Annotated in this window: 17 protein-coding genes, 1 pseudogene and 1 riboswitch; of the genes and pseudogenes, 14 read left to right on the plus strand and 4 right to left on the minus strand. The window is 39.9% G+C overall.

Annotated elements, in window-relative coordinates; translation table 11 throughout:
- Positions 1 to 45 precede the first annotated feature (45 nt).
- From J7I90_RS00795 to J7I90_RS00805, 3 genes are all read left to right on the plus strand, one after another.
- A complete protein-coding gene (locus J7I90_RS00795) occupies positions 46 to 840 on the plus strand; it encodes an alpha/beta fold hydrolase (RefSeq protein WP_214767875.1) in 795 nt (264 codons plus the stop codon).
- Positions 841 to 883: 43 nt separating this feature from the next.
- On the plus strand, positions 884 to 1132 hold the full coding sequence (locus J7I90_RS00800; RefSeq protein ID WP_214767877.1) for a ferredoxin: 249 nt from the start codon (positions 884 to 886) through the stop codon (positions 1130 to 1132).
- Positions 1133 to 1360: 228 nt separating this feature from the next.
- Positions 1361 to 2353: an NAD(P)/FAD-dependent oxidoreductase gene (locus J7I90_RS00805; protein WP_214767880.1), complete on the plus strand. Its 993-nt coding sequence runs from the start codon at positions 1361 to 1363 to the stop codon at positions 2351 to 2353.
- 479 nt (positions 2354 to 2832) lie between these two features.
- Here the strand turns inward: J7I90_RS00805 and J7I90_RS00810 are convergent, their stop codons facing one another.
- Complete coding sequence (locus J7I90_RS00810; RefSeq protein ID WP_214767883.1) at positions 2833 to 3756, minus strand: LysR family transcriptional regulator; 924 nt, start codon at positions 3754 to 3756, stop codon at positions 2833 to 2835.
- 387 nt (positions 3757 to 4143) lie between these two features.
- Here J7I90_RS00810 and J7I90_RS00815 point away from each other — a divergent pair, with 387 nt between their 5' ends.
- The 4 genes from J7I90_RS00815 to ggt all read left to right on the plus strand — a co-directional run bounded on the left by J7I90_RS00815 (position 4144) and on the right by ggt (position 9980).
- Positions 4144 to 5118, plus strand: a complete 975-nt coding sequence (locus J7I90_RS00815) for a TAXI family TRAP transporter solute-binding subunit (RefSeq protein WP_214767886.1) — start codon at positions 4144 to 4146, stop codon at positions 5116 to 5118.
- A 102-nt stretch (positions 5119 to 5220) separates the two neighbouring features.
- On the plus strand, positions 5221 to 5709 hold the full coding sequence (locus tag J7I90_RS00820) for a DUF1850 domain-containing protein (protein WP_251025031.1): 489 nt from the start codon (positions 5221 to 5223) through the stop codon (positions 5707 to 5709).
- Positions 5702 to 7696, plus strand: coding sequence for a TRAP transporter permease (locus tag J7I90_RS00825; protein WP_214767892.1), 1995 nt, complete (start codon positions 5702 to 5704; stop codon positions 7694 to 7696). Before J7I90_RS00820 ends, J7I90_RS00825 begins: the two co-directional genes overlap by 8 nt.
- Before the next feature lie 208 nt (positions 7697 to 7904).
- Entirely contained in the window at positions 7905 to 9980 is a 2076-nt protein-coding gene (gene ggt / locus J7I90_RS00830) for a gamma-glutamyltransferase (protein WP_214767895.1), read from the plus strand.
- A gap of 227 nt (positions 9981 to 10207) precedes the next feature.
- On the opposite strand, the pseudogene J7I90_RS00835 reads toward ggt, so the two are convergent.
- Positions 10208 to 10573, minus strand: a pseudogene (locus tag J7I90_RS00835) (SRPBCC domain-containing protein).
- A 695-nt stretch (positions 10574 to 11268) separates the two neighbouring features.
- Here J7I90_RS00835 and J7I90_RS00845 point away from each other — a divergent pair.
- The 6 genes from J7I90_RS00845 (at position 11269) to J7I90_RS00870 (ending at position 19413) form a co-directional block, all read left to right on the plus strand.
- Positions 11269 to 11673 (plus strand): VOC family protein, encoded by a 405-nt coding sequence (locus J7I90_RS00845; RefSeq protein WP_214767911.1) that lies wholly within the window; start codon positions 11269 to 11271, stop codon positions 11671 to 11673.
- 537 nt (positions 11674 to 12210) lie between these two features.
- Complete coding sequence (gene ppsA / locus J7I90_RS00850) at positions 12211 to 14826, plus strand: phosphoenolpyruvate synthase (RefSeq protein WP_214767914.1); 2616 nt, start codon at positions 12211 to 12213, stop codon at positions 14824 to 14826.
- A gap of 474 nt (positions 14827 to 15300) precedes the next feature.
- Positions 15301 to 16257 (plus strand): formimidoylglutamase, encoded by a 957-nt coding sequence (hutG, locus tag J7I90_RS00855; RefSeq protein ID WP_214767917.1) that lies wholly within the window; start codon positions 15301 to 15303, stop codon positions 16255 to 16257.
- A 329-nt stretch (positions 16258 to 16586) separates the two neighbouring features.
- Positions 16587 to 16742, plus strand: coding sequence for a hypothetical protein (locus J7I90_RS00860; RefSeq protein WP_153246094.1), 156 nt, complete (start codon positions 16587 to 16589; stop codon positions 16740 to 16742).
- Between the two features lie 60 nt (positions 16743 to 16802).
- Positions 16803 to 17474: an SOS response-associated peptidase gene (locus J7I90_RS00865; protein WP_214767920.1), complete on the plus strand. Its 672-nt coding sequence runs from the start codon at positions 16803 to 16805 to the stop codon at positions 17472 to 17474.
- Between the two features lie 323 nt (positions 17475 to 17797).
- Positions 17798 to 17905, plus strand: a riboswitch (SAM riboswitch).
- Positions 17906 to 18096: 191 nt separating this feature from the next.
- Positions 18097 to 19413, plus strand: coding sequence for a Na+/H+ antiporter NhaC family protein (locus J7I90_RS00870; protein WP_214767923.1), 1317 nt, complete (start codon positions 18097 to 18099; stop codon positions 19411 to 19413).
- A gap of 113 nt (positions 19414 to 19526) precedes the next feature.
- Here the strand turns inward: J7I90_RS00870 and J7I90_RS00875 are convergent, their stop codons facing one another.
- Positions 19527 to 20072 carry a chromate transporter gene (locus J7I90_RS00875; protein WP_251025032.1) on the minus strand — a complete coding sequence of 182 codons (546 nt, stop codon included), beginning with the start codon at positions 20070 to 20072 and terminating at the stop codon, positions 19527 to 19529.
- Between the two features lie 47 nt (positions 20073 to 20119).
- Positions 20120 to 20749: a chromate transporter gene (locus J7I90_RS00880; RefSeq protein ID WP_251025033.1), complete on the minus strand. Its 630-nt coding sequence runs from the start codon at positions 20747 to 20749 to the stop codon at positions 20120 to 20122.
- Positions 20750 to 20993: 244 nt separating this feature from the next.
- On the opposite strand from J7I90_RS00880, the gene J7I90_RS00885 reads away from it, so the two are divergent.
- On the plus strand, positions 20994 to 21872 hold the full coding sequence (locus tag J7I90_RS00885; RefSeq protein WP_214767926.1) for a LysR family transcriptional regulator: 879 nt from the start codon (positions 20994 to 20996) through the stop codon (positions 21870 to 21872).
- Positions 21873 to 21948 lie beyond the last annotated feature (76 nt).

Below are 21948 nucleotides of genomic sequence, written 5' to 3' on the forward strand. Positions count from 1 at the left end.
GTGCTTTAAGAGTTAGAGACTTACCTTTAGAAGGGGACTGATCGTATGCCATTCGTAAAAGTAGAAGATTTAAGTATTCATTATGAAATAGAAGGTAATGGAGAACCTTTAGTATTATTGCATGGTATGAGCAATAATTCACAGTCATGGAAGGAACAAATCCAGGAATTAAAGGAGCATTATACAGTAATCGCATGGGATGCGCCGGGTTATGGGAAAAGTTCAGATCCAGCAGAAGAATATAGAAATTTTAAAGAGTTCGCACGTATTCTGAACGGCATGCTAGATCAGCTAAAGCTGGAAAAAATCCATCTGCTCGGCCATTCAATGGGAGCTGCAATTGCGATAGAGTTCTGTAGCCTGTACCCTAATAAGGTTAATAAACTTATATTAGCAGATTCGACGAGGGGGGCTGCTGCTCTATCCCCAGAAGAGAACGAGACGAAATTGAAAAATCGATTATTTTCAATTGAAAACCTTTCTACTGAGGAGATAGCGGAAAAGAGAATACAAGCACTGCTATCCCCCCATGCTTCAGAAAATGTCCATACACGAGTCAAAGAGATTATGACACAGATAAGACCGGCAGGATACCGTTCGGTAGCATATTCACTTTATCATCTAAATCAAATGAGTATGTTATCTCATATAGTTGTTCCTGTTCTTGTGGTTTGTGGTGAGTTGGATACTGTAACTCCTATTAAGGAATCAGAAGCCATTCATGAAAAGCTAATAAACTCCCGGCTAGTGATTATTCCAGATGGCGGACATTTGTGTTACCAGGAAAATCCAAGGAAGTTTAATTCGAGCATTTTGGAATTTTTGAACGGTAATGAGTAAGGAAAAGACAGGCTGAGATTTAAGAGGGGAAGGAACAGGAAAAATGGCTAATTATACAATCGTGGATAAAGAAACGTGTATTGCTTGCGGAGCTTGTGGTGCTTCTGCTCCGGATATTTATGATTATGATGAAGAAGGGATTGCGTTCGTTTTATTGGATAATAATGTTGGGGCAGCGATTATACCTGAAGAACTTGAGGAAGATATGATAGATGCTTCAGAAGGATGTCCAACCGATTCTATAAAAGTGGCTCAAGCAGCATTTGATGGTAACCCTAATAAATTTGAATAAGATTTATAGATTCTATGGGGGTATTTGTAACTGATTTATGGATTTTAAAACTAAGGAAACTGACGTCACTAGTTAGTTTTTTTGAAAGGATGGATATTCACAGATCTTATCATTTTTAGAACCGGAAAAATTGGAATGACGAGTGGAAACATTATAAGTTTATCCCTTACAGCCAGTAATTCACGTTAAGTATGAACAACCAACCTAGAAGAACAAGGAGTGATTGCATTGACAGAAGAAAAGAAGGTCTATGACATAACCATTATTGGTGGCGGCCCAGTTGGCTTGTTTACTGCGTTCTATGGCGGAATGAGGCAAGCGAAGGTGAAAATCCTTGAAAGTCTTCCTCAATTGGGTGGACAGCTTTCGGCTCTTTACCCCGAAAAATTCATTTATGATATAGCTGGTTTTCCAAAAGTAAGGGCGCAGGAATTGATAGAGAATTTAAAAGAACAAATGAAAGTATTCGAACCAACCATTTGTCTTGAAGAAGCAGTTGAACAAATGGAAAAGCAAGCAGACGGAACATTTAAGATCACCACAAACCTCGATACTCATTTCTCTAAATCAGTGATCATTACTGCTGGAAATGGAGCCTTTCAGCCTCGTAAACTAGAATTGGAAGATTCAACACAGTTCGAAAATAAGAATTTGCATTATTTCGTGAATGATATGAACCGATTTAAAGGAAGAAAAGTGGTGATTCTAGGCGGTGGGGATTCTGCTGTTGATTGGGCCCTTATGTTAGAGCCGATTGCCGAAAAGGTAACATTGATACACAGAAGAGATAAATTCCGTGCCCATGAGCATAGTGTAGAAAAATTAGTGAATTCCGCTGTTGAGGTCAAAACACCTTATATACCCTCCGAATTGGTAGGAACAGATCACATTACTCAAATAGTTTTAGAACACGCAAAGACTCAACAAAAAGAAGTGGTTGACGTAGATGATTTAATTATAAATTACGGCTTTGTCTCTTCTCTTGGAGCGATTAAAGAATGGGGTCTAAACATCAATAAAAATGCAATTATCGTTAATTCCAAACAAGAAACAAATATTTCAGGCATATACGCAGCTGGGGATATTTGTACGTATGATGGAAAGGTTAAATTAATTGCTTCCGGATTTGGTGAAGGTCCTACGGCAGTTAACAATGCCAAAGCCTATATTGATCCTTTGGCGAAAGTTCAGCCGCTTCATAGTACTTCATTATTTGGATGACCTCTTTCTAACAACAAGACTTTTCTTAAGAAAAAGAATCTTAAATACATAGGCTGGGTCCCTTATGTAAAAAGTGATGGATAGGGGGTCTCGATTGTCCGGTTTAAATCGAAAAAAAGGAAAGTTGATATATTTTGAAGCTATACATGTTTTGATGCTTAACAAGGGAACAGGTTAATATGACTTTTTAGATTGGTTTAAGTAACGCCCCTATAGAGATTTTACATAATATTAATCTTTATAAAAGTTACAGGTAATACGGATCAAAAATAAGCACACGGTTTCTTATAAGGTTTTCATAAGTTATATAAGGGGGAACACCCCGTCGCCAATAAGTAGTTTAAAAGGTGAAATTATCCAATATTAACAGCCCCGTTTCTCAGTGTCATAAAAAGAGAAATGGGGCTTTTTAACTCCGATAAGTATCATTCATTTTACTATAATTACCTCGCTTCGCAGCAATTACCCAACCAAGAATCTTATATTTTGCTAAAATCATCATCATTCTCTAACGTTTTCAAAATATGCTTAGCCAGAATTGAGGCATCCGTGTTTTTCCAAACTGCCGATATCGAACTGGTTAATTCCAAGTTTTCGATGTTCAAGGCTTTGATTTGGCTTATTCCCAACAAACTCACCATATCTTTCGGCATGAGGGCTACGCCTAAGTTATTTGATATTAGATTGGCAATCGTCAGTAATTCAGAGCCTTTGCATAATTCTTTAGGTGAAAATCCAGCCGTCAGACAAGCCTTTTCCAAAAGGAATTGAAGGGAGTGTGCTTGAACGGCATCATAATGGATAAAAGGTTCGTCTTTTGCTTCGTATAAATTTATGGCCTCTTTTTGGGCCAGTGGATGATCAATGGAGACGACTAATTGTAAAGGGAACCTCATGAATTCAATCATGCTTAATCCTTCATTGGCGATGATGTCACCGTGAATGGGCGTTCGGATGAAACCGATGTGATAATTTTGTTGGTTTACGAGTTTTACTGCTCTTGAAGATGTTGTTTCATGCACGTAAAACTCTGTTTCCGGGTATTGCTCCACGATCTTTTTCAATAACTTTGGGATATATATACTAGCTGCGGAGGGTACGGTAGCAATCTTAAGTTTAGGCTTGGGGATGGTTTTGTTTTCAACTATGTAATTCACTGTTTTCTCGATATCTTCAAAGGAAGGCGCAAGCTTTTTATAGATGTATTCTCCTTCTTCCGTTAATGTAATTTTTCTTGTCGTTCGATTCAATAGTTTAAAGCCTAATTGTTTTTCGAGGGATGAAATCTGTTGGCTAAGTCCGGGCTGGGATATATGCAGGGTTTTGGAAGCCTCACTGAAACTAAGATGGTTGGAAACCTCTATGAAATAGCGGAGGGATAGGTAATTCAAACAATCACCCACTTCAGTCGGATTTGAAAATACAAGGTTAAGAAAGGGGAGACTTTTAATTTCCTCCCAAACAAAATCTGTAATTTTATAACATCTACTTATAAGTTTATAACAATAATATATTTCTAAAATGGAAGAGTCAATATTATCCTTAAAGAAAGGAATAATAAGTAATAAACGGTAAAATATTACTATTGGATAGCGGATTTCCCTTGTTTTTAATAGGTTTTTGTACACATTTAAGCTTGGTGTTTTAATTTCTATAAAACTTATTAAAGTATTACTAGTTCTTATGGATGATGTGTCTAATTTTGTAAAAAAAGGGAAAGTGAGTCGGTCGGTAGAATAATAACATTATCATCTTTTGCAGATGATGAATATACATGAGGGGGGATTTTTATGAAAACATTTCATAAGTGCTTTTTATTGGTCATGATTTTGACGGTCACCGGTATTATCACGGCTTGTAAAGACAGTAATGAAGGTGCCTCAGGAAGCGGTAACAAAAACTTGAGCCTGTTGACTGGTGGAACGGGAGGTACATACTATCCTCTTGGAGGACAAATTGGAAAAATCATTTCCGATAAAACAAAAGCGAATATAACACCTCAGACATCTGGCGCCTCAGCCGAAAACATGGAAACATTAAGGGTTGGAGAGGCTGAAATCGCCTTTTCGCAAACGGATATCGCGGCATATGCAATTGAAGGAACAGAAATGTTCGATGGGAAACCCATTGACAATATAATGGCGATCAGCTCCTTATATCCTGAAACTGTTCAAATTGTAACGACTGCGAAAAGCGGAATTAAATCAATCGAGGATTTAAAGGGTAAAAAGGTATCGGTAGGTGCTCCGGGTTCTGGTGCATACATTAATGCCATGCAAATCCTGGAGATTCATGGTTTGTCTGAAAAAGATATTAAAGGTCAAAATCTATCTTTTGATGAGTCGACTGAAGGAATCCAAGCAGGCAATATTGACGCAGCTTTCATCACGGCAGGCACGCCTACTGGTGCAGTCGAGGCGCTGTCCGTCCAGAATGATATCATGGTCCTGCCTATTGCAGAGGACAAAATTCAAGCATTGGTTAAAAAGTATCCATACTATGCTGAAGATACCATTCCAAGTGGAACGTACAAAATCAATTCCGAGGTTAAAACAGTTGCAGTTAAAGCGATGTTAGTGGTTACAAAGGATCTTGATAAAGATTTAGTTTATGAAATGACTAAAGCTATATATGAAAACACAGATCAAATCACACATGCAAAAGGCAAGTTCCTTACAGCAGAAACTGCACTTGAAGGATTAGGGGATATGGAAGTGCATCCTGGGGCAGCAAAATACTTTAAAGAAAAAGGTGTTTCCAAGTAATGCAATTGGGTCGGTAGCTCGCTTTATGTGGCCTATCGGCTTCATTTTTTTCTAAATGGGACACTTGTTGTGAAAGGGGTGCCTATGATATTCAAGAAATTCATGGCTTTTCTTATACCTCTGCTCATCGCTTTTTTATTCTTTTTTCCTTATAAGCATGTAATAGCCTTTTCCTTCGAGGACCAAGGGGAATTAGTCGCATACTTTCCTTTGAAAAAAGAAAAAGAATTCAAGATTAAATATACACACTCCATCCACCTCACAGATGTTTTGGAATCATATCGGTTATCGGATAAGCAAATCGAACAAACCGAACTTGCCTATGATGATTTTGCGGTCGGTATGCCTTCCAATGCAGAGGGTGAGGAAGTGTTTGAAGTAAAAGACGGTACCTACTTCATAAAAAATATGCAACGCACTTTCACCTATATAGATTTACGGGTAGGACAAGTTAAAGCCAATCATCGATTAATATATGATGAAAAAACATACACATTGGCAGACTTTATGGAACCAGGGACATGGGTCAGGATTTCATCGGAAAGAATTTCATTGTGGGAACAGTTGAAGGGAGTGAAGATTAGTGGCTGATAATGAAAAAATCAAATATTTAACCGAAGCAGAGCAGCAGGAGTTATTGGAAAAATATGATCCAGAAGCCGGGACAAGGAAATTAACTGGTGTCTTGGGCCACATTGCGTTTTTTGGACTCCTGGCTTTTTCGCTATTCCAATTATATACTGCCATATTTGGCGTTTTTACAGCACAAATCCAACGGACGATACATTTAGGGTTTGCACTCTCCTTGGTATTTTTACTATTTCCCGCAAACCGGAAGAAGCGTGAAAAAGGAAAGTTTCAAATTGCCTGGTACGATATCATTTTAGCGATCCTTAGTATTGGGGTAGGTGCATATTGGCCCTTATTTTTCGAAGATATCGTCATGAATGTAGGGCGTTTGGGCGTATTGGATTTTGCGGTCGGTTTTATGGCCATTCTGCTGGTTTTGGAAGCAACCAGGCGTGCAGTTGGTCTTCCTATCATGGTCATTGCTATATTATTCATTTTCTATGGTATTTTTGGACAGTATATGCCAGGATTCCTTGCTCATCGCGGTTTGACTCTGGAGCGTCTGGTGCAAACGATGTTCTTCTCGACAGAGGGAATTTTGGGTACTCCGTTAGCGGTGTCATCGACATTCATCTTCCTATTTTTACTGTTTGGATCATTTCTGGTCCGAACAGGCGTCGGTCAATACTTTAATGATCTTTCTACAGCCATTGCCGGCAGAAGGATAGGGGGACCTGCAAAGGTTGCGATTTTTTCCAGTGCTCTTCAAGGAACGATTAGCGGGAGCTCAGTGGCTAATGTTGTCACATCAGGAGCATTTACGATACCGATGATGAAAAATCTTGGATATAAGAAGGAATTTGCCGGGGCAGTGGAGGCGGCTGCTTCAACAGGCGGGCAATTGATGCCTCCGGTGATGGGGGCAGCGGCATTCTTGATGGTTGAGTTCATTGGGAATGGAATTACGTATTGGGATATAGCAAAGGCGGCAGCGATTCCAGCTATCCTTTATTTTTCAGGAATTTGGATCATGACCCATTTTGAAGCGAAACGACTTGGGCTGCGAGGGTTAACTCAAGAAGAGATGCCAAGTAAAAAGGAAGTGTTCGGCAAGTTTTATTTACTAATACCGATTCTTGCCATTATCATTTTGCTCATGATGAATATCACGGTAACACATGCAGCACTATATTCCATTGCCATCTCGGTTCTTGTAGGTTTCATTAACAAGGATGTCCGCATGAAATTCATCGATATCATTTATGCATTGGTGGATGGAGCCCGGACAGCACTTGCGGTTGCAGCTGCAACCGCAGCAGCGGGCATCATTGTCGGTATCGTCACGAAAACTGGGCTAGGACTTAAGCTGGCTAATGGGTTGATCGATTTATCTGGTGGATATTTGATTCCAACACTGATGCTCACTATGGTAGCGGCACTTATATTAGGTATGGGTTCACCTACGACTGCCAATTATGTAATCACCTCGACGATTGCAGCGCCTGCGATAATTTTGCTTGGTGTTCCTGATCTATCTGCACATTTATTCGTTTTCTATTTTGGCATTATAGCAGATATAACTCCTCCAGTTGCTTTAGCGGCATTTGCAGCGGCAGGGGTAGCGGGAGGTGAGCCGATAAAAACGGGGATTGAGTCATCGAAACTTGCCATCGCCGCATTCATCATTCCATATATTTTTGTTCTCTCCCCGCAAATGCTAATGATCGATACAACTTGGATGGAGGTTGCGTGGGTCGTTTTTACAGCAATGTCCGGCATGATTGCCATCGGTGCGGGGGTCATAGGTTACTGGATGAGGGGGATGCACTGGGTAGAAAGAGTCCTCGCCATAATCGTAGGTTTACTATTGATCTATCCTGAAACAATATCGGACATCATTGGGATATCCGCTTTTATTGTGTTACTGGCTTTACAATATCTTTGGAAGAGTGACAATCACGATAGCTCCAAAATCTTGGAAAATAACCAAAGCATTGAGAAAAATTGAGCCTCAATCCGGAAGTGAAGGGTACAGCTGTACCATTCAGGGGGTGATTTTTTGAAGTGAAACATCATTGAGAACGCAACGCCAAATGGGAATGTGCAGACTGTTTTTTATCGAGACAACCAGCATATTCCCACTAGAGAATTCTGCTCGTATCCACCAGCCTTATGATTAAACCCTAATTTGTTTTATTTTGAAAGGAGACTAATTCATGAAATTTTTAAAAAGTTTTATTTTAGTTACTTTCAGTTTCTTTTGTATGATCACACCGGCTTTTGCAAGTGTTCCTGGAGTGGATGGGTCAATGGGAAAGGGTTTTACAAATGGAATCGTATCAGTTTCTCATCCGTTAGCGGCTGAAGCGGGTATAGAGATACTAAAACAAGGTGGAAATGCAGTCGACGCAGCAGCTGCCATTCAATTATCATTAAATGTAGTTGAGCCAATGATGTCTGGAATCGGCGGCGGTGGTTTTATCATGATTTATAATAAAAAGGAAAATAAAATAACGATGATCGAAAATCGCGAAATGGCACCTCAAAATGTTACGCCTGAACTTTTTTTAGATGAAAAGGGAAAACCTATTCCTTTTAGTAAGCGGCACACATCAGGAAAAGCGGTTGCAGTTCCTGGGACACTGATGGGGGTGGAGACTTCTCTTGAGAAATATGGAACATTGAAATTATCACAAGTCACTGGCCCGGCCATTAAACAGGCTGAAGAAGGGATAAAAGTCAATTGGGCAACGGCACAATATATCGATGAAAATGTAACAAAGCTTAAAAATAACCAAGCGGCTGCAAAAGTTTTTGTACCAGACGGAAAGCCGTTGGAAGAGGGAGACACCCTCGTTCAGCCAGATCTGGCAAAGACTCTTAAGTTAATAAAAAAACAAGGTTCTGACGTTTTTTATAAAGGTGAAATCGGGGAGGCGCTTACCAAAGAAGTACAAAAGCGTGAAGGAACAATGACAACTGAGGATTTGGAAAACTATGAAGTGAAAGAGAGAGAGCCGATTAAATCGGAATATAGGGGATTTGAAGTGGTAGGGGCAGCTTCACCAAGCTCAGGCAGTTTGACTGTGCTGCAAATCCTGGAGCTTATGGAAGGATACGATGTGGAAAAGATGGGGGCGAACTCACCTGAGTATCTTCATCATCTAACCGAAGCCATGCATCTTGCTTTTGCCGATCGCGCTGCCTATATGGCGGATGAAGATTTTTATGATGTACCAACAGAAGGACTACTAGATGAAGATTATATTAAAGAAAGAAGAAAACTCATCAATCCAAATAGATCAACAGCTGATGTCAAAGCAGGCGATCCATGGAAGTATGAGGGCAAAGAACCCACTGCAATGAAGATGGTAAATGAAGAGAAAACCCCAATCGGACAAACGACTCACTTTTCTGTAATGGATAAGTGGGGAAATATGGTTGCTTATACGACTACAATCGAGCAAGTATTCGGCTCAGGTATCATGGTACCGGATTATGGTTTCATGCTAAATAATGAAATGACGGATTTTGATGCCACACCGGGTGGAGTTAACCAGGTGGAACCAGGAAAAAGACCAAGAAGCAGTATGTCCCCGACTTTCGTTTTAAAAGATGGAAATCCCTTCATGGCCATTGGTTCTCCAGGAGGAGCGACGATAATCGCATCGGTATCAGAAACGATCATGAACGTGCTTGATCATAAAATGCTCATTCAAGATGCCATATATAAGCCACGTATTTATTCAGCTGGTTATCCGACAGTTAGGTGGGAACCGGGAATTGAACAAAATACAAGGCTGGAGTTAATGGCAAAAGGCCATGTTTATGAAGAAAAACCGCAACATATCGGAAATGTGCAAGCTGTTATTTATGATTATGAAAAGGGAAAAATGTATGGAGGAGCCGATAATACGAGAGAAGGAACTGTTCAAGGTGTGTATAATGTTTCCCATAAATCGAAAAAGCCAAAAGAAATAAAAGAAGAAAAAAAGGGACCGTTTACCTTAAAAGTGAATGGAGCCGTTTATCCTTATACAGCTGATCAAATGAAATTGATCGATGAAAAACCCTATATCCAATCAGATAAATTGCTACTAGGTTTGGGTGTAATCCAAACAGGGGATTTAGAATCATTTAAACCAGATAAAAAATCTTATCTACCTGTGTTAAGAGTAGCGAAATCATTAGGGTATAAAACAAAATGGAACGAAAAAGACAAAGAGGCACTATTGGAAAAAGATCAGGCGGATATTGAAGATCCGGACGAAGATGGCAGTGTCACGAATTGATTGTTTTTCTAAGTCTGCTCGGGAACTTGAATACTAAGTGAACCTAAACTTGACAACACCAGAAATCTCTATGTATAGAGAGGTCTGGTGTTGTTTTTTAGTCATATGAAATGGTAGAGAGATAATCAGCCCGTTGAACGAAGGTTCCTGAAAAGCCCTCCTGAACCATTTCCTGCGACTCCTCGTAAGTTTTGATTTTCTCCCGGTTGGGGATACAGGTGCCCTAATCACCGAAGTATTGTTTTACCTCCATGCTCGGTGAATGTAAAAGTATTGAGAGTTTCCAATGGCCAGTTGTCGTTAAAAGGAGCACGTACGATGTTACCCATTTCATCAGAAAAGAAAGAGGTGTAAACGAGTTTATCCGGGGCATTCACTTCATGATAAACAAATTTGACCCACATTACATAAACATCAGGGGATGTCTGGCTGTAATGGAAGACACCTTCCTTTAGAAGCTCAAACTTAGAAATATCAAAAGACTATCCTTTTGGGCCCCACCAGTTCTGCAGATGTTCTGATTCGGTAAAAGCCTTAAATACAAGCTCAGGAGGAGCATTGAAACTGTGGGTGATTTCGGTTTTTGAAATCATTTTATGTCGAGTCTTTCTTACCGTATTTCACAATACTGTTCAAACCAAATGTTTAATGCTAAAGGGCTCTGGACGAAGCTTGTAAATTCGACGAATTGCTTCCGCATAAATTCCACTACTCCCGATTTGTGAAGCCCGCTTATATATTTGGATGCCGATGGGTCCCGAATCTGAAGTCGTTCTGCATATTCTCCCGCGGTGAAAGGGCCGTTTCCATGGAGTTCACCATGCCCACTCGAAGAGTAATTAATAAGGTAGTATTCATCTTTACCCCACGATTTATTAGAATTATAGTCCTTTGGGTGAGATATAAACAAACAGGAATATTCCCGTCAAATAATATAGAAGAAATGTATTGTTGTCCTACATGAGGCGGTACCAAAAATATCCTTCCCCTAAAATGAAAAATGAGCGCTGATCCTTGTTCAGGGATAGTGCCGCATTGTGGATATCATTATAGGTTTTGTTGATGAAATCACGTTCTATATTTGGAAACCGTTTACCATGCTGTACGTCGAGAATATAACAATGCCATTTTTGTGCATAATGATATAGGTTTAAGTTTTATTTTAAAAAAGAACGATCAGAAGTTTTTATTTGGAAACAGAACTAATGTTCGTGTATGCTTGTAACGATGATAATCTTGGTACCGGTTATTATTAAGGAATCCAATCTTGATTCAAAGGAGAATGAAAATGATTAAACCATATTTAATGTTTAACAGAGAATGTGAAGAGGCTTTCAAACTGTATATTGAGGCATTTGGCGGGGAACTTATTGCTATGCAAAAATATAGTGAAATCCCATCAAGCCCAGACTTTCCTGTTGAAGAGAGTGATAAAGACCTTGTTCTTTACTCACAATTAAGGTTAACAGAAGATGGAATTATAATGGGTTCTGATTCAAACCGTAAATTGAATGATAGTGACAAAGTGGTTGTAAGTGTGGAGCTTAACTCGGAGGAACAAGCTAGAAAGGCATGGAACATATTAAAAGAAGAGGGATCCGTACAAATGGATCTTCATGAAACATTCTTTGCGAAACTTCACGGTTCGTTGAAGGATAAATTTGATGTTTCATGGATGTTTACTGTCAATTAAAACTATTCTTGAATCTAAACCAGAAGACATCCTTCTTTGTAAAGTCTTTACTATTATTTGGGAAGGTGTAAATTTCAATAATCTCCATTACTGCTCGGACGCTTTAATGGAGTATCTAAAAAAGCCCGATTTCTTAATGCTAAGAAACCGGACTTTTTACTATTGGAGTTTATTAAGGTTGTACATCCGTATTTCCCCTTACGCAGCAATAAATGATTGGATATTTGGAAATCATTTTTGTGAGTTGTTTTGTAAACAGGGGTTTTCTGACTTTGCATTTACTACAATTGTGGTCATGGAAATACATTGAAAAATATGAGAAACTGTGATAGATTAATATAGATACGCTGATTTTATATTTTGTATAAATTATACCCTATTATAATTATACAGCATAAAATCCTTTTCTGTCAATCCCTTTTTAAAGGAGTGTTTGATATGAACATGGAACTTCGCTAGGACCAAGATCGATTGGACAGCGTGATTGCTTGATAACATGAATGATTTTTGTCATATGATTCAATGGGAGGGAAATAAATGAAACCATATGTACTGGATTTTCGGGAGATCGATAAAACGAAACAAATGGTGGTCGGTGGCAAAGGGATGAATTTGGGCGAATGCTCGAGGATTGATGGAATTCTTGTACCAGAAGGATTTTGTGTTACTACTGAGGCATTTAAAAGAGTCATTGGGGAAAATGATGAGCTTCATCAATTACTCGATCAGCTTGCAGTACAAAAAGTGGACGAACGAAAAAGAATAAGTGAAATTAGCAGGAAGATTCGTGATCTGATTGAGGGAATCGAGATCGACAAGGAGATCGAAGAAGATATCGACCGATGTCTCTTAACTTTTGGCTTCGAGCATGCATATGCTGTTCGTTCTAGCGCTACAGCCGAAGATCTTCCATTTGCCTCCTTTGCAGGTCAACAGGATACCTATCTAAACATCAAAGGAAAAGATGCAATTTTACAATATATTAGTAAGTGCTGGGCTTCACTATTTACTGATCGTGCTGTGATTTACCGAATGCAAAACGGATTTGACCATCGCAAGGTTTATCTGTCTGTTGTTATACAAAGGATGGTTTTTCCGCAAGCTTCCGGAATACTATTTACAGCTGATCCAGTTTCCTCAAACCGCAAGGTGCTTTCGATCGATGCTAGCTTTGGGCTGGGTGAGGCACTTGTCTCTGGCTTAGTGTCTGCGGACAATTATAAAGTGCAAGAAGGTAGGATTGTGGAGAAGAACATTTCTGCCAAAAAGTTGGCTATATATGCACGAAAAGAAGGCGGAACGGTGGAAAAGGAAATTGAATCGGGGCAGCAGGTTTTATCGACCCTGTCAGATGAGCAGGTGTTGGGGCTTGAAAGGATCGGCAGAAAGCTTGAAGCGCATTTTGGCTGGCCGCAAGATATCGAATGGTGTTTGGTTGGTGATACATTTTATATTGTCCAGAGCCGTCCAATCACTACTTTATACCCCATCCCTGAAGCGAATGATCAAGAGAATCACGTCTATGTATCTGTCGGTCATCAACAAATGATGACTGACGCCATGAAACCATTGGGATTATCTTTTTGGCTGTTGACGACTCCTGCACCCATGCGCATAGCTGGCGGAAGGTTGTTTGTAGATGTCACACATATGGTGACTTCACCTGACAGCAGAAAAATGTTAGTAGAGGCCATGGGACAACACGATCCGCTCATGAAAGATGCACTCATTAACATAATAGAGCGAGGGGATTTCATAAAATCCGTACCAAATGATAAGCAAGAACAGAATTCCGGTAAAAGCAATAAAAGTGTGCCGTCTGGACATTCTAGTGCACAAATTGAAAACGACCCGACAATCGTTTCTGATTTGATTAACCGTAGTCAAACATCGATAGAAGAATTAAAACAAAACATCCAAACGAAATCAGGATCGGATTTATTTGATTTCATTCTGGAAGATATCCAGATATTAAAGAAGATTTTATTTGACCCACAAAGTTCAGCTGTGTTTATGGCTGCTATAGATGCATCATCATGGATCAATGAAAAAATGAATAAGTGGTTAGGTGAAAAAAACGCAGCCGACACGCTTTCTCAATCTGTACCAAACAATATTACTTCAGAAATGGGTCTGGCGCTAATGGATGTCGCAGATGTGATACGTCCTTATCCAGAAGTAATTGATTATCTACAACAAGTAAAAGATGATAATTTTCTGGATGAACTGGTTAAGTTTGATGGTGGTCAGGAAACCCAGGATGCCATCTATGATTATCTCGGCAAATACGGAATGCGATGTGCTGGAGAAATCGATATTACTAAAATTCGTTGGAGCGAAAAGCCAACTACACTTGTCCCTGTGATACTTAGTAATATGAAAAACTTTGAGCCTAATGCTAGCAATCGAAAATTTGAGCAAGGGCGACAGGAAGCTTTGAAAAAAGAACAAGAGCTATTAGAACGATTGAAAAAATTACCGGATGGTGAACAAAAAGCCAAAGAAACAAAACGAATGATCAGCCTAATCCGAAATTTCATCGGTTATCGGGAATATCCAAAATACGGAATGGTTAACCGCTACTTCGTTTATAAGCAGGCTTTACTGAAGGAAGCCGAACAACTCGTGCAAGCCAACGTTATTCATGAAAAAGAAGATATATATTATCTCACTTTTGAAGAACTTCACGAAGTCGTACGCACAAATAAACTAGATTACCAGATGATCAGCAAACGAAAAGACGAGTACAAATTATATGAAAAACTAACTCCACCACGTGTTATCACGTCTGATGGTGAAATCATTGTAGGGGAATATAAACGAGACAATCTCATGGCCGAAGCTATTGTAGGCCTATCGGTTTCTTCCGGAGTTATAGAGGGCAGAGCACGCGTCATCTTAAACATGGAAGATGCAGATCTAGAAGATGGAGATATACTGGTTACAACCTTCACCGATCCTAGCTGGACACCATTATTTGTATCCATAAAAGGACTCGTCACCGAAGTTGGCGGACTGATGACCCATGGAGCAGTCATCGCACGCGAATATGGCTTACCTGCCGTGGTCGGTGTGGTAAATGCCACCAAGCTGATAAAAGATGGGCAACGTATTCGAGTAAATGGAACAGAAGGTTATATAGAAATACTATAATTCATTATATTTCAATCATAAGGAAGATCATTCGAATTAGGAGAATCATTGAAATAATGATGCTTTGCGGATTTTGGCAAAATCCCCTGTCACTAGGTCATATAAGGGGCCAGTAACTGAAAATTGATATTAAAGTTTAGTAAGGACATTTTGAGATCGAGCCTTCTGTTAAAGGTCGCTTTTATATGATGCCAAAGCCCAATTTCTCGCTTGCAACACGGGGGAATTGGGCTTTTTGTGGATTTTATTTATAGGCAAAATCGATAATTCCTTGCTAAATCTAATGGCTTGAGCAGCAATGTCGGATACGAGGAAGATATTCTCCAACAGATATATCTGTCAATATCATAAATTACGCTGAAAACGGCTATACCTTCTATAAAAATATTAAATTTTTGTATTGGTAATTATACATTATCTCCATTATAATTTTTAAGAAAGATATTTCGGAATTTTTAAAATAAAGGAGAAATTATGTATACTAACCCGACTTCAAAATATTGGAATGGAAGAATTGATTCCCAAACTGACCTCGAAAGCTTTAGATACCACCAAAGAGTGCGCTTGGCACCGATTTCGGAATTAGCCACCTCTTCCAATGCATCACGAACTTTTGGACTGATTGGCTTTAAATGTGATGAAGGCGTCAAAAGGAATAAAGGCAGGGTTGGTGCTGCCGAGGGTCCTGATCATATTAGGCAGTCGTTGGCAAAATTACCTTGTCATTTACCTTCCCAAACCGAGCTGGTGGATGCTGGCGATGTAATATGTGAAAGTACAGAGATGGAAGCCGCCCAATCTCAACTGGGATCAGCTGTTGCCCGGATTTTGGAGAGTAAAGCGATTCCTATCATACTTGGGGGAGGTCACGAAACCCTGTATGGCCATTATCTTGGGATTAGGAAATCCATTGGACCAAAAGCTAGACTAGGGATTATTAATATTGACGCTCACTTTGATATGAGACCTTATGAAAATGAAACTTCATCTGGCACGATGTTTAAGCAGATTTTGGACGAAGATCAAAGTTGTTGCTATTTATGTGTCGGAATTCAGAAGCAGGGGAATACGAAGGCACTGTTTGAAACTGCCGAGAGGAGTAAGGTTGACTACATATTGGAAGAAGATTTGTCATTATACGAAATGGATGAAACGAAGCGGAGGATAAATGAATTCGCTAAGGAAAATGACTATATCATGCTTACATTATGTACGGATGTTATTGATTCAGCATACGCACCTGGGGTAAGTGCACCATCGCCGTTTGGACTGGATCCGAAATTGGTCCGTGCCATTATTAGGCATATCGTATCGAATGAAAAGATCCTCTCATTTGATATCTCTGAGGTGAACCCTTCATTGGACGAAAATAATAAGACCGTTACATTGGCAGGGCATTTAATAAATGAGGTTTTGCTGCATTTTAAATAATGGACATGGGATAGCGGCAACTCCATTTCGGTCCTTCAAGTCTTTTCGTATTGACTGTTGTGGCTTTCCTCAATGTTATCTTCTGTATTAAAGCGAAAAACCTTTGACAGCACCCAGACTGTCCATGGATCATTCATGGACAGTCTTTTTTGTGCTTCCTTAAAAGGATTCATGGTCCCATGCATTGCTGCGTTCGACCATCTCTTACAAGTATAATGGCATGTACCAATCTAGGTTGAGGAACCATGACTCTGCCAGAGTTCCATACTGATACTTGTGGGCTTTTGGTTTATAATAACAACCATCTAGTGTTTTTGAGGAGGGATTCCATGAATGAATATAAAGTAACGGTAAGGAATGGCAGTACCTTAATTTTGTCGGAAATCATTAAAGCTGAAGATGAAAGGGAAGTCCTTGGCACTCTTTTGATTTCCAGCGAATTATTTAATCAACCATTTACCGATATCAGGATTTTAGAACGCTGATTTGTGCCTGCCCGTTCCATTTGATACACTGTAATAAATCTTAATACGGTAGGCGATATTATGTGTGGACGTTTCACTCTTTTCACTGACATAGAAGAGATAAAAGAACGGTTTGATATTCAGGGATCATTTGATGGGGAATACCAATTCAGCTACAATATTGCTCCCTCCCAATCCGTGCTCTCCGTCATTAATGACGGGGTAAGGAACCGGCTTGGATATCTTCGGTGGGGACTTATTCCTTTCTGGGCAAAAGACGAAAAAGCGGGCTACAAAATGATCAATGCCAGAGCGGAAACCATTGCTGAGAAAGCAAGCTTCAGGAACGCGTATAAGAAGAAGAGGTGCTTGATAATCGCTGACTCTTTTTATGAATGGAAGAAGACACCAGAAAGAAAAATACCGATGCGAATAAAACTGAAGAATCATGCTCCATTTGGAATGGCCGGTCTTTGGGAATCCTGGAAATCTCCTGAAGGTATCGGCATCTATTCGTGCTCCGTTATAACAACTGTGCCTAATGAGCTAATGACCAGCATTCATGACCGCATGCCTGTCATCCTAAAACCAGAAGATGAAAAAGATTGGTTGAATCCTTCCATTAATGATCCTGCATATCTGCAAAAGTATTTAAAGTCATTCGATTCGGAACAAATGGAAGCATTTGAAGTATCGACTGATGTGAACTCGACAAAAAATAATTCACCTAACCTAATCCAACAAATTTGCTGAGAGGTCATTAGACCTTTCAGAATGTAGGCAACTCGAAGTTTGTCTGCATTTTTTTGGGTTTGTACAATATGAACGTTGCCTCCAGGCACTCGCTTTTCCCGCAGGAGTCTTGCACCTGCCGTTCCAATCAACTTAGTTCTCTTTATGAACAGTAGGAGTGCATGTGAAATTCTTTAAAATTAACCCTTGCGAAAATAGAAAAAATGCTGTACTGTTATATTTGCTTTTCAAAACGACTTTCGATGTCACGAACTCAGGCAAGTTTCCAGCGTGGTACTTTTCTGGCAGGCATCGTAATTTTTGATAAATTATATAATGTAATCTTCTTATCAAGAGAGACGGAGGGACTGGCCCGAAGATGTCTCGGCAGCGGACTTAAATGGAGTGCTGTGCCAAATCCAGCAGGCTGATTTTTGCCTGAAAGATAAGGAGGGTGTTTTTTATAAATTAAAAGACCTCTTCTTGTTGTTAAATAGAAGGGGTCTTTTTTATGCCAGTTTTATTTGCTACAGCTCCATGACTGGAAAATCAGGTAGGTTCAAATTGGAGTTATTTGCGAAAACTGTTAATAGAATAAGAGCTGTGACACATGTCGCGGGAAAAATAAAAAGAGGTGTACATCATGAGTGCAAACAATAAAGGGAATCCATGGGCATTGATTCCATTTGTCGTATTTTTAATTTTATTTATTGGGTCTGGAATCATCACTAAAGATTTTTATTCATTTCCGGTGATTGTAGCGATTTCCATTGCATCGGCAGCTGCATTGGCGATGAATAGGAAAGAGACATTCAATGAAAAGGTTGATATCTTCTGTAAAGGTGCCGGGGACGCCAATATCATGTTAATGGTAATCATTTTCCTTTTGGCCGGCGCTTTTGCCGAAGTTGCCAATGGCATGGGGGCGGTTGAATCAACAGTGAATCTTGCCTTAGCTGTTTTCCCCCAAAATCTATTAATGGTAGGGATTTTCATCATCGCTTGTTTTATTTCTCTATCAATGGGGACAAGCATGGGAACGATTGTTGCCCTCGCACCTATCGGGGTAGGGATTAGTGAACAAACTGATATTTCACTTGCCCTTTCAATGGCAGCCGTTATTGGTGGTGCGATGTTTGGGGATAACCTTTCATTCATTTCAGATACGACAATCGCTGCTGTCCGAACTCAGGGAACGAAAATGAAGGATAAGTTTAAAGTGAATTTTTTCATCGTTTTACCTGCAGCCATCATCACATGTGCCATCCTAGGAATTTTAACGATGGGTGAACAGGCTGACATTTCCCAACAGTCTTATGATTGGGTGAAGATTCTTCCGTATCTTTGTGTATTGGTCACTGCATTGGCAGGAGTCAATGTGTTCTTGGTCCTTTCCATCGGAATCGTATTTGCAGGAATCATCGGCTTGGCAGATGGTAGTTATCAACCGTTGGGTGTCATTCAAAAAGTTGGAGAAGGAATGGCGGGAATGTATGAAATCTCCTTCCTTGCCATTTTAATTGCAGGTATGGTAGCTGTAATCAAACATAATGGTGGCATCGATTATCTACTCCACTTAGTGACACGAAATAGCAAATCAAAAAAAGGGGCGGAATTCAGCATTGCGGGGCTTGTTGGTTTAACGAACCTTTCAACGGCAAATAACACGATTTCGATTATCATTGCCGGGCCACTTGCCAAAAATATTTCTGAAAAGTATGGGATTGATCCGCGGAAATCGGCGAGCGTCCTTGACATTTTTGCATGTTGTATCCAAGGGTTGATCCCATATGGAGCACAACTGCTGGTTGCAGCAGGGGTAGCAAAAATTTCTCCGTTAAGCATCTTGCCGTATTCATATTACCCAATCCTGATTGGACTTTGTGGCGTCATTGCCATCCTGATTGGTTTTCCACGGTTGCAGCCGGGAAATGATGAAATGAAGAAACGTACTTCTTGAAAAGAGAATATAATAATATTAAAACACCCTGAATCATTGGATTCTGGGTGTTTTCTGTATGGGTGAAATAATTAAATGTGAATTTTCAATGATGGTTGTGTGTGCGCCACCTGTCATGAATAGAGGACAACACCAACTAAACCGGAAAGGATAATTACATAGGCTGGGTGCCAGCGTAATTTCATTAGGGCAAATAACGATAAACCAAAAACGAGTAATAAGCTTATCGTACGCCATGAAAAGTTCACGGTTATCATATGATTGGAAAGTGCTAAACTGATCGCTGCAAAGATGATCAAACTAGTGACAATCGGTCTTAATCCATAAAACATGGATTGAACAACTGGATAATGATTCAATTTGCTGAAAAATGTGGCTATAACGGTTACGAATATAATAGCAGGAAGCAAGATTCCTAGAGCAGATGATATGGCTCCTGCAAACCCAGCAGTCGAATAGCCAACGAGAATGGCACTATTGGCGGTGACAGGTCCTGGGGACATCCCGGAAATGGCGATTATATCGGTGAATTCCTGCGTTGTCATCCATCCATGCTGTGAGACTTCCGATTCAATTACGGGAATCATGGCGTACCCGCCTCCGAAAGATACAAAGCCGATAATAAAGAAGGTGCTAAACAACTCCCACAATACCATCATTCCATCACATGCTTTCTTGAAAATTAGTTAGACCTTTTTTGATTTACCTATATGCCAGCACCCATGAAAGGTTCGAAATCATTTTCTCCTATTTTCCCCTCTTTTTTGTCCATCTTGACATCGTAACCTAATTTTCTCTTAGTGGAGATGGTCACAATACCCGCTAGAGCTCCTGCTAATATTACCATCACAGGGTGAAGAAAGAAGAGGACGGGAATTCCTGCTATTAAAATACAGAAAGTCGATTTGTCCACAACTGCCGTTTTTCCTATCTTGATAGCCGCATAGGCGATGATGGCTACTATGGAAGCTCTGATCGATATGAATGCAGATTCCACCTTCGGATTATCCTGAATGAAAAAATACACAATGCCCAGGAGCAGAACAATTAAAAAGGTAGGTAATGAAACACCGATCATGGCTGCCATTGCCCCCTTCATTCCGGCAATTCGATGGCCGATAAAGGTGGCGGAGTTAATGGCGACAGCTCCTGGTACGGACTGAGATAAAGCAAAAACATCCGTAACTTCTTTGCTTTTCATCCATTTTCTCTTTTCGACCACTTCATTTTCGATTAAAGGAATCATCGCAAACCCGCCTCCGAATGTGACAGGTGCTATTTTAAAAAAGGTCCAAAATAATTGGAATAGAGTTTTCCATTGTCCTTTCATTGACATCAGTCACTTCCTTTGCATGCTTTGTTTAATTCTTACCATTAACATAACAAAGAAAAAGGGCTGGGTAAATTGCAACAAAATCATCGGGTATAACAAAAAGTTATACCCAGAAGATTCATCCGTTTTATAAAGAATGCCGCCAATAATTGAATAGCCTTAGAATGCATCTCACTATTTTCATTTCACCATTTACCTAATGATGCTATCATTTTAATAACAATCTAAAAACATGGAGGTCGTTTTCTTGAAATTGGAAAATCTGAAAATGTTTTGTTTAGTGGTGGATGAAGGAAGTATAAGCCAGGCAGCGAGGTTAAGTTTCCTATCTCAGCCCGCTGTAACACGGCAGATCCATCAACTGGAAAATTATTATAACACTTTGTTATTCGACCGTGAGGAAGGAAGGCTGCGGGTTACAGAAGCAGGAAAGCTGTTATACCCTTTTGCTAAAGCCATAGTAAATGACTTCAACCATTCAAAAGAAGTGATTCAGCAATCGACGGGGAAGTACAATGCAAATCTCATAGTAGGGGCTTCCTTGACTATCGGCGAGTATTTATTGCCTAGCTTGCTTGGGAGATTCAAAAAACAACAGCCAGAAATAAAAGTGACATTGACGATAAAAAATACGCCCCGGGTTTTGGAGGATCTTTCAAACGATGTCATTGATTTGGCCTTGGTGGAAGGACTTGTGGAAAACACCGATTTTATTGTAGACAAGTTCGCCGAAGACGAATTGATATTGGTATGTCCATCCGACCACCCATGGAAAGACAGAAAAGAAATTCAGCTAGAGGAATTGGGAAATGAAAGGATGATTTGGCGTGAATCCATTTCCGGAACACGGCTTATCGTAGAAAATATGCTAAGGGAGCATGGGGTTTTAGATAAAATTGAAAGCTATATGGAGATTGGCAGTACACAAGCGATAAAAAGTGCGGTTGAAGCTGGACTTGGAATCAGCATTTTGCCAAGGTTGACAGTGGCAAGAGAATTGGAGCAAGGCTTTTTGCGGGAAGTGGATATATACAGAATAAATATGGCAAGAAATTTATGGCTAGTCAGGAAAAACAAGCGTTTTAATAAAATAGGGGTGTCTAAATTTGTTGGTTTTCTTCAATAAGGATGGGAGCTGCCTTTGTTCACTCTTAAGATTGGCAACGTTTTCAGTTTCGTGGAGCCCGGCAGCAAGCAAAAGT

The sequence above is a fragment of the Bacillus sp. ISL-57 genome (assembly GCF_018613135.1).
In the GTDB taxonomy this organism is placed as follows: domain Bacteria; phylum Bacillota; class Bacilli; order Bacillales; family DSM-1321; genus Peribacillus; species Peribacillus frigoritolerans.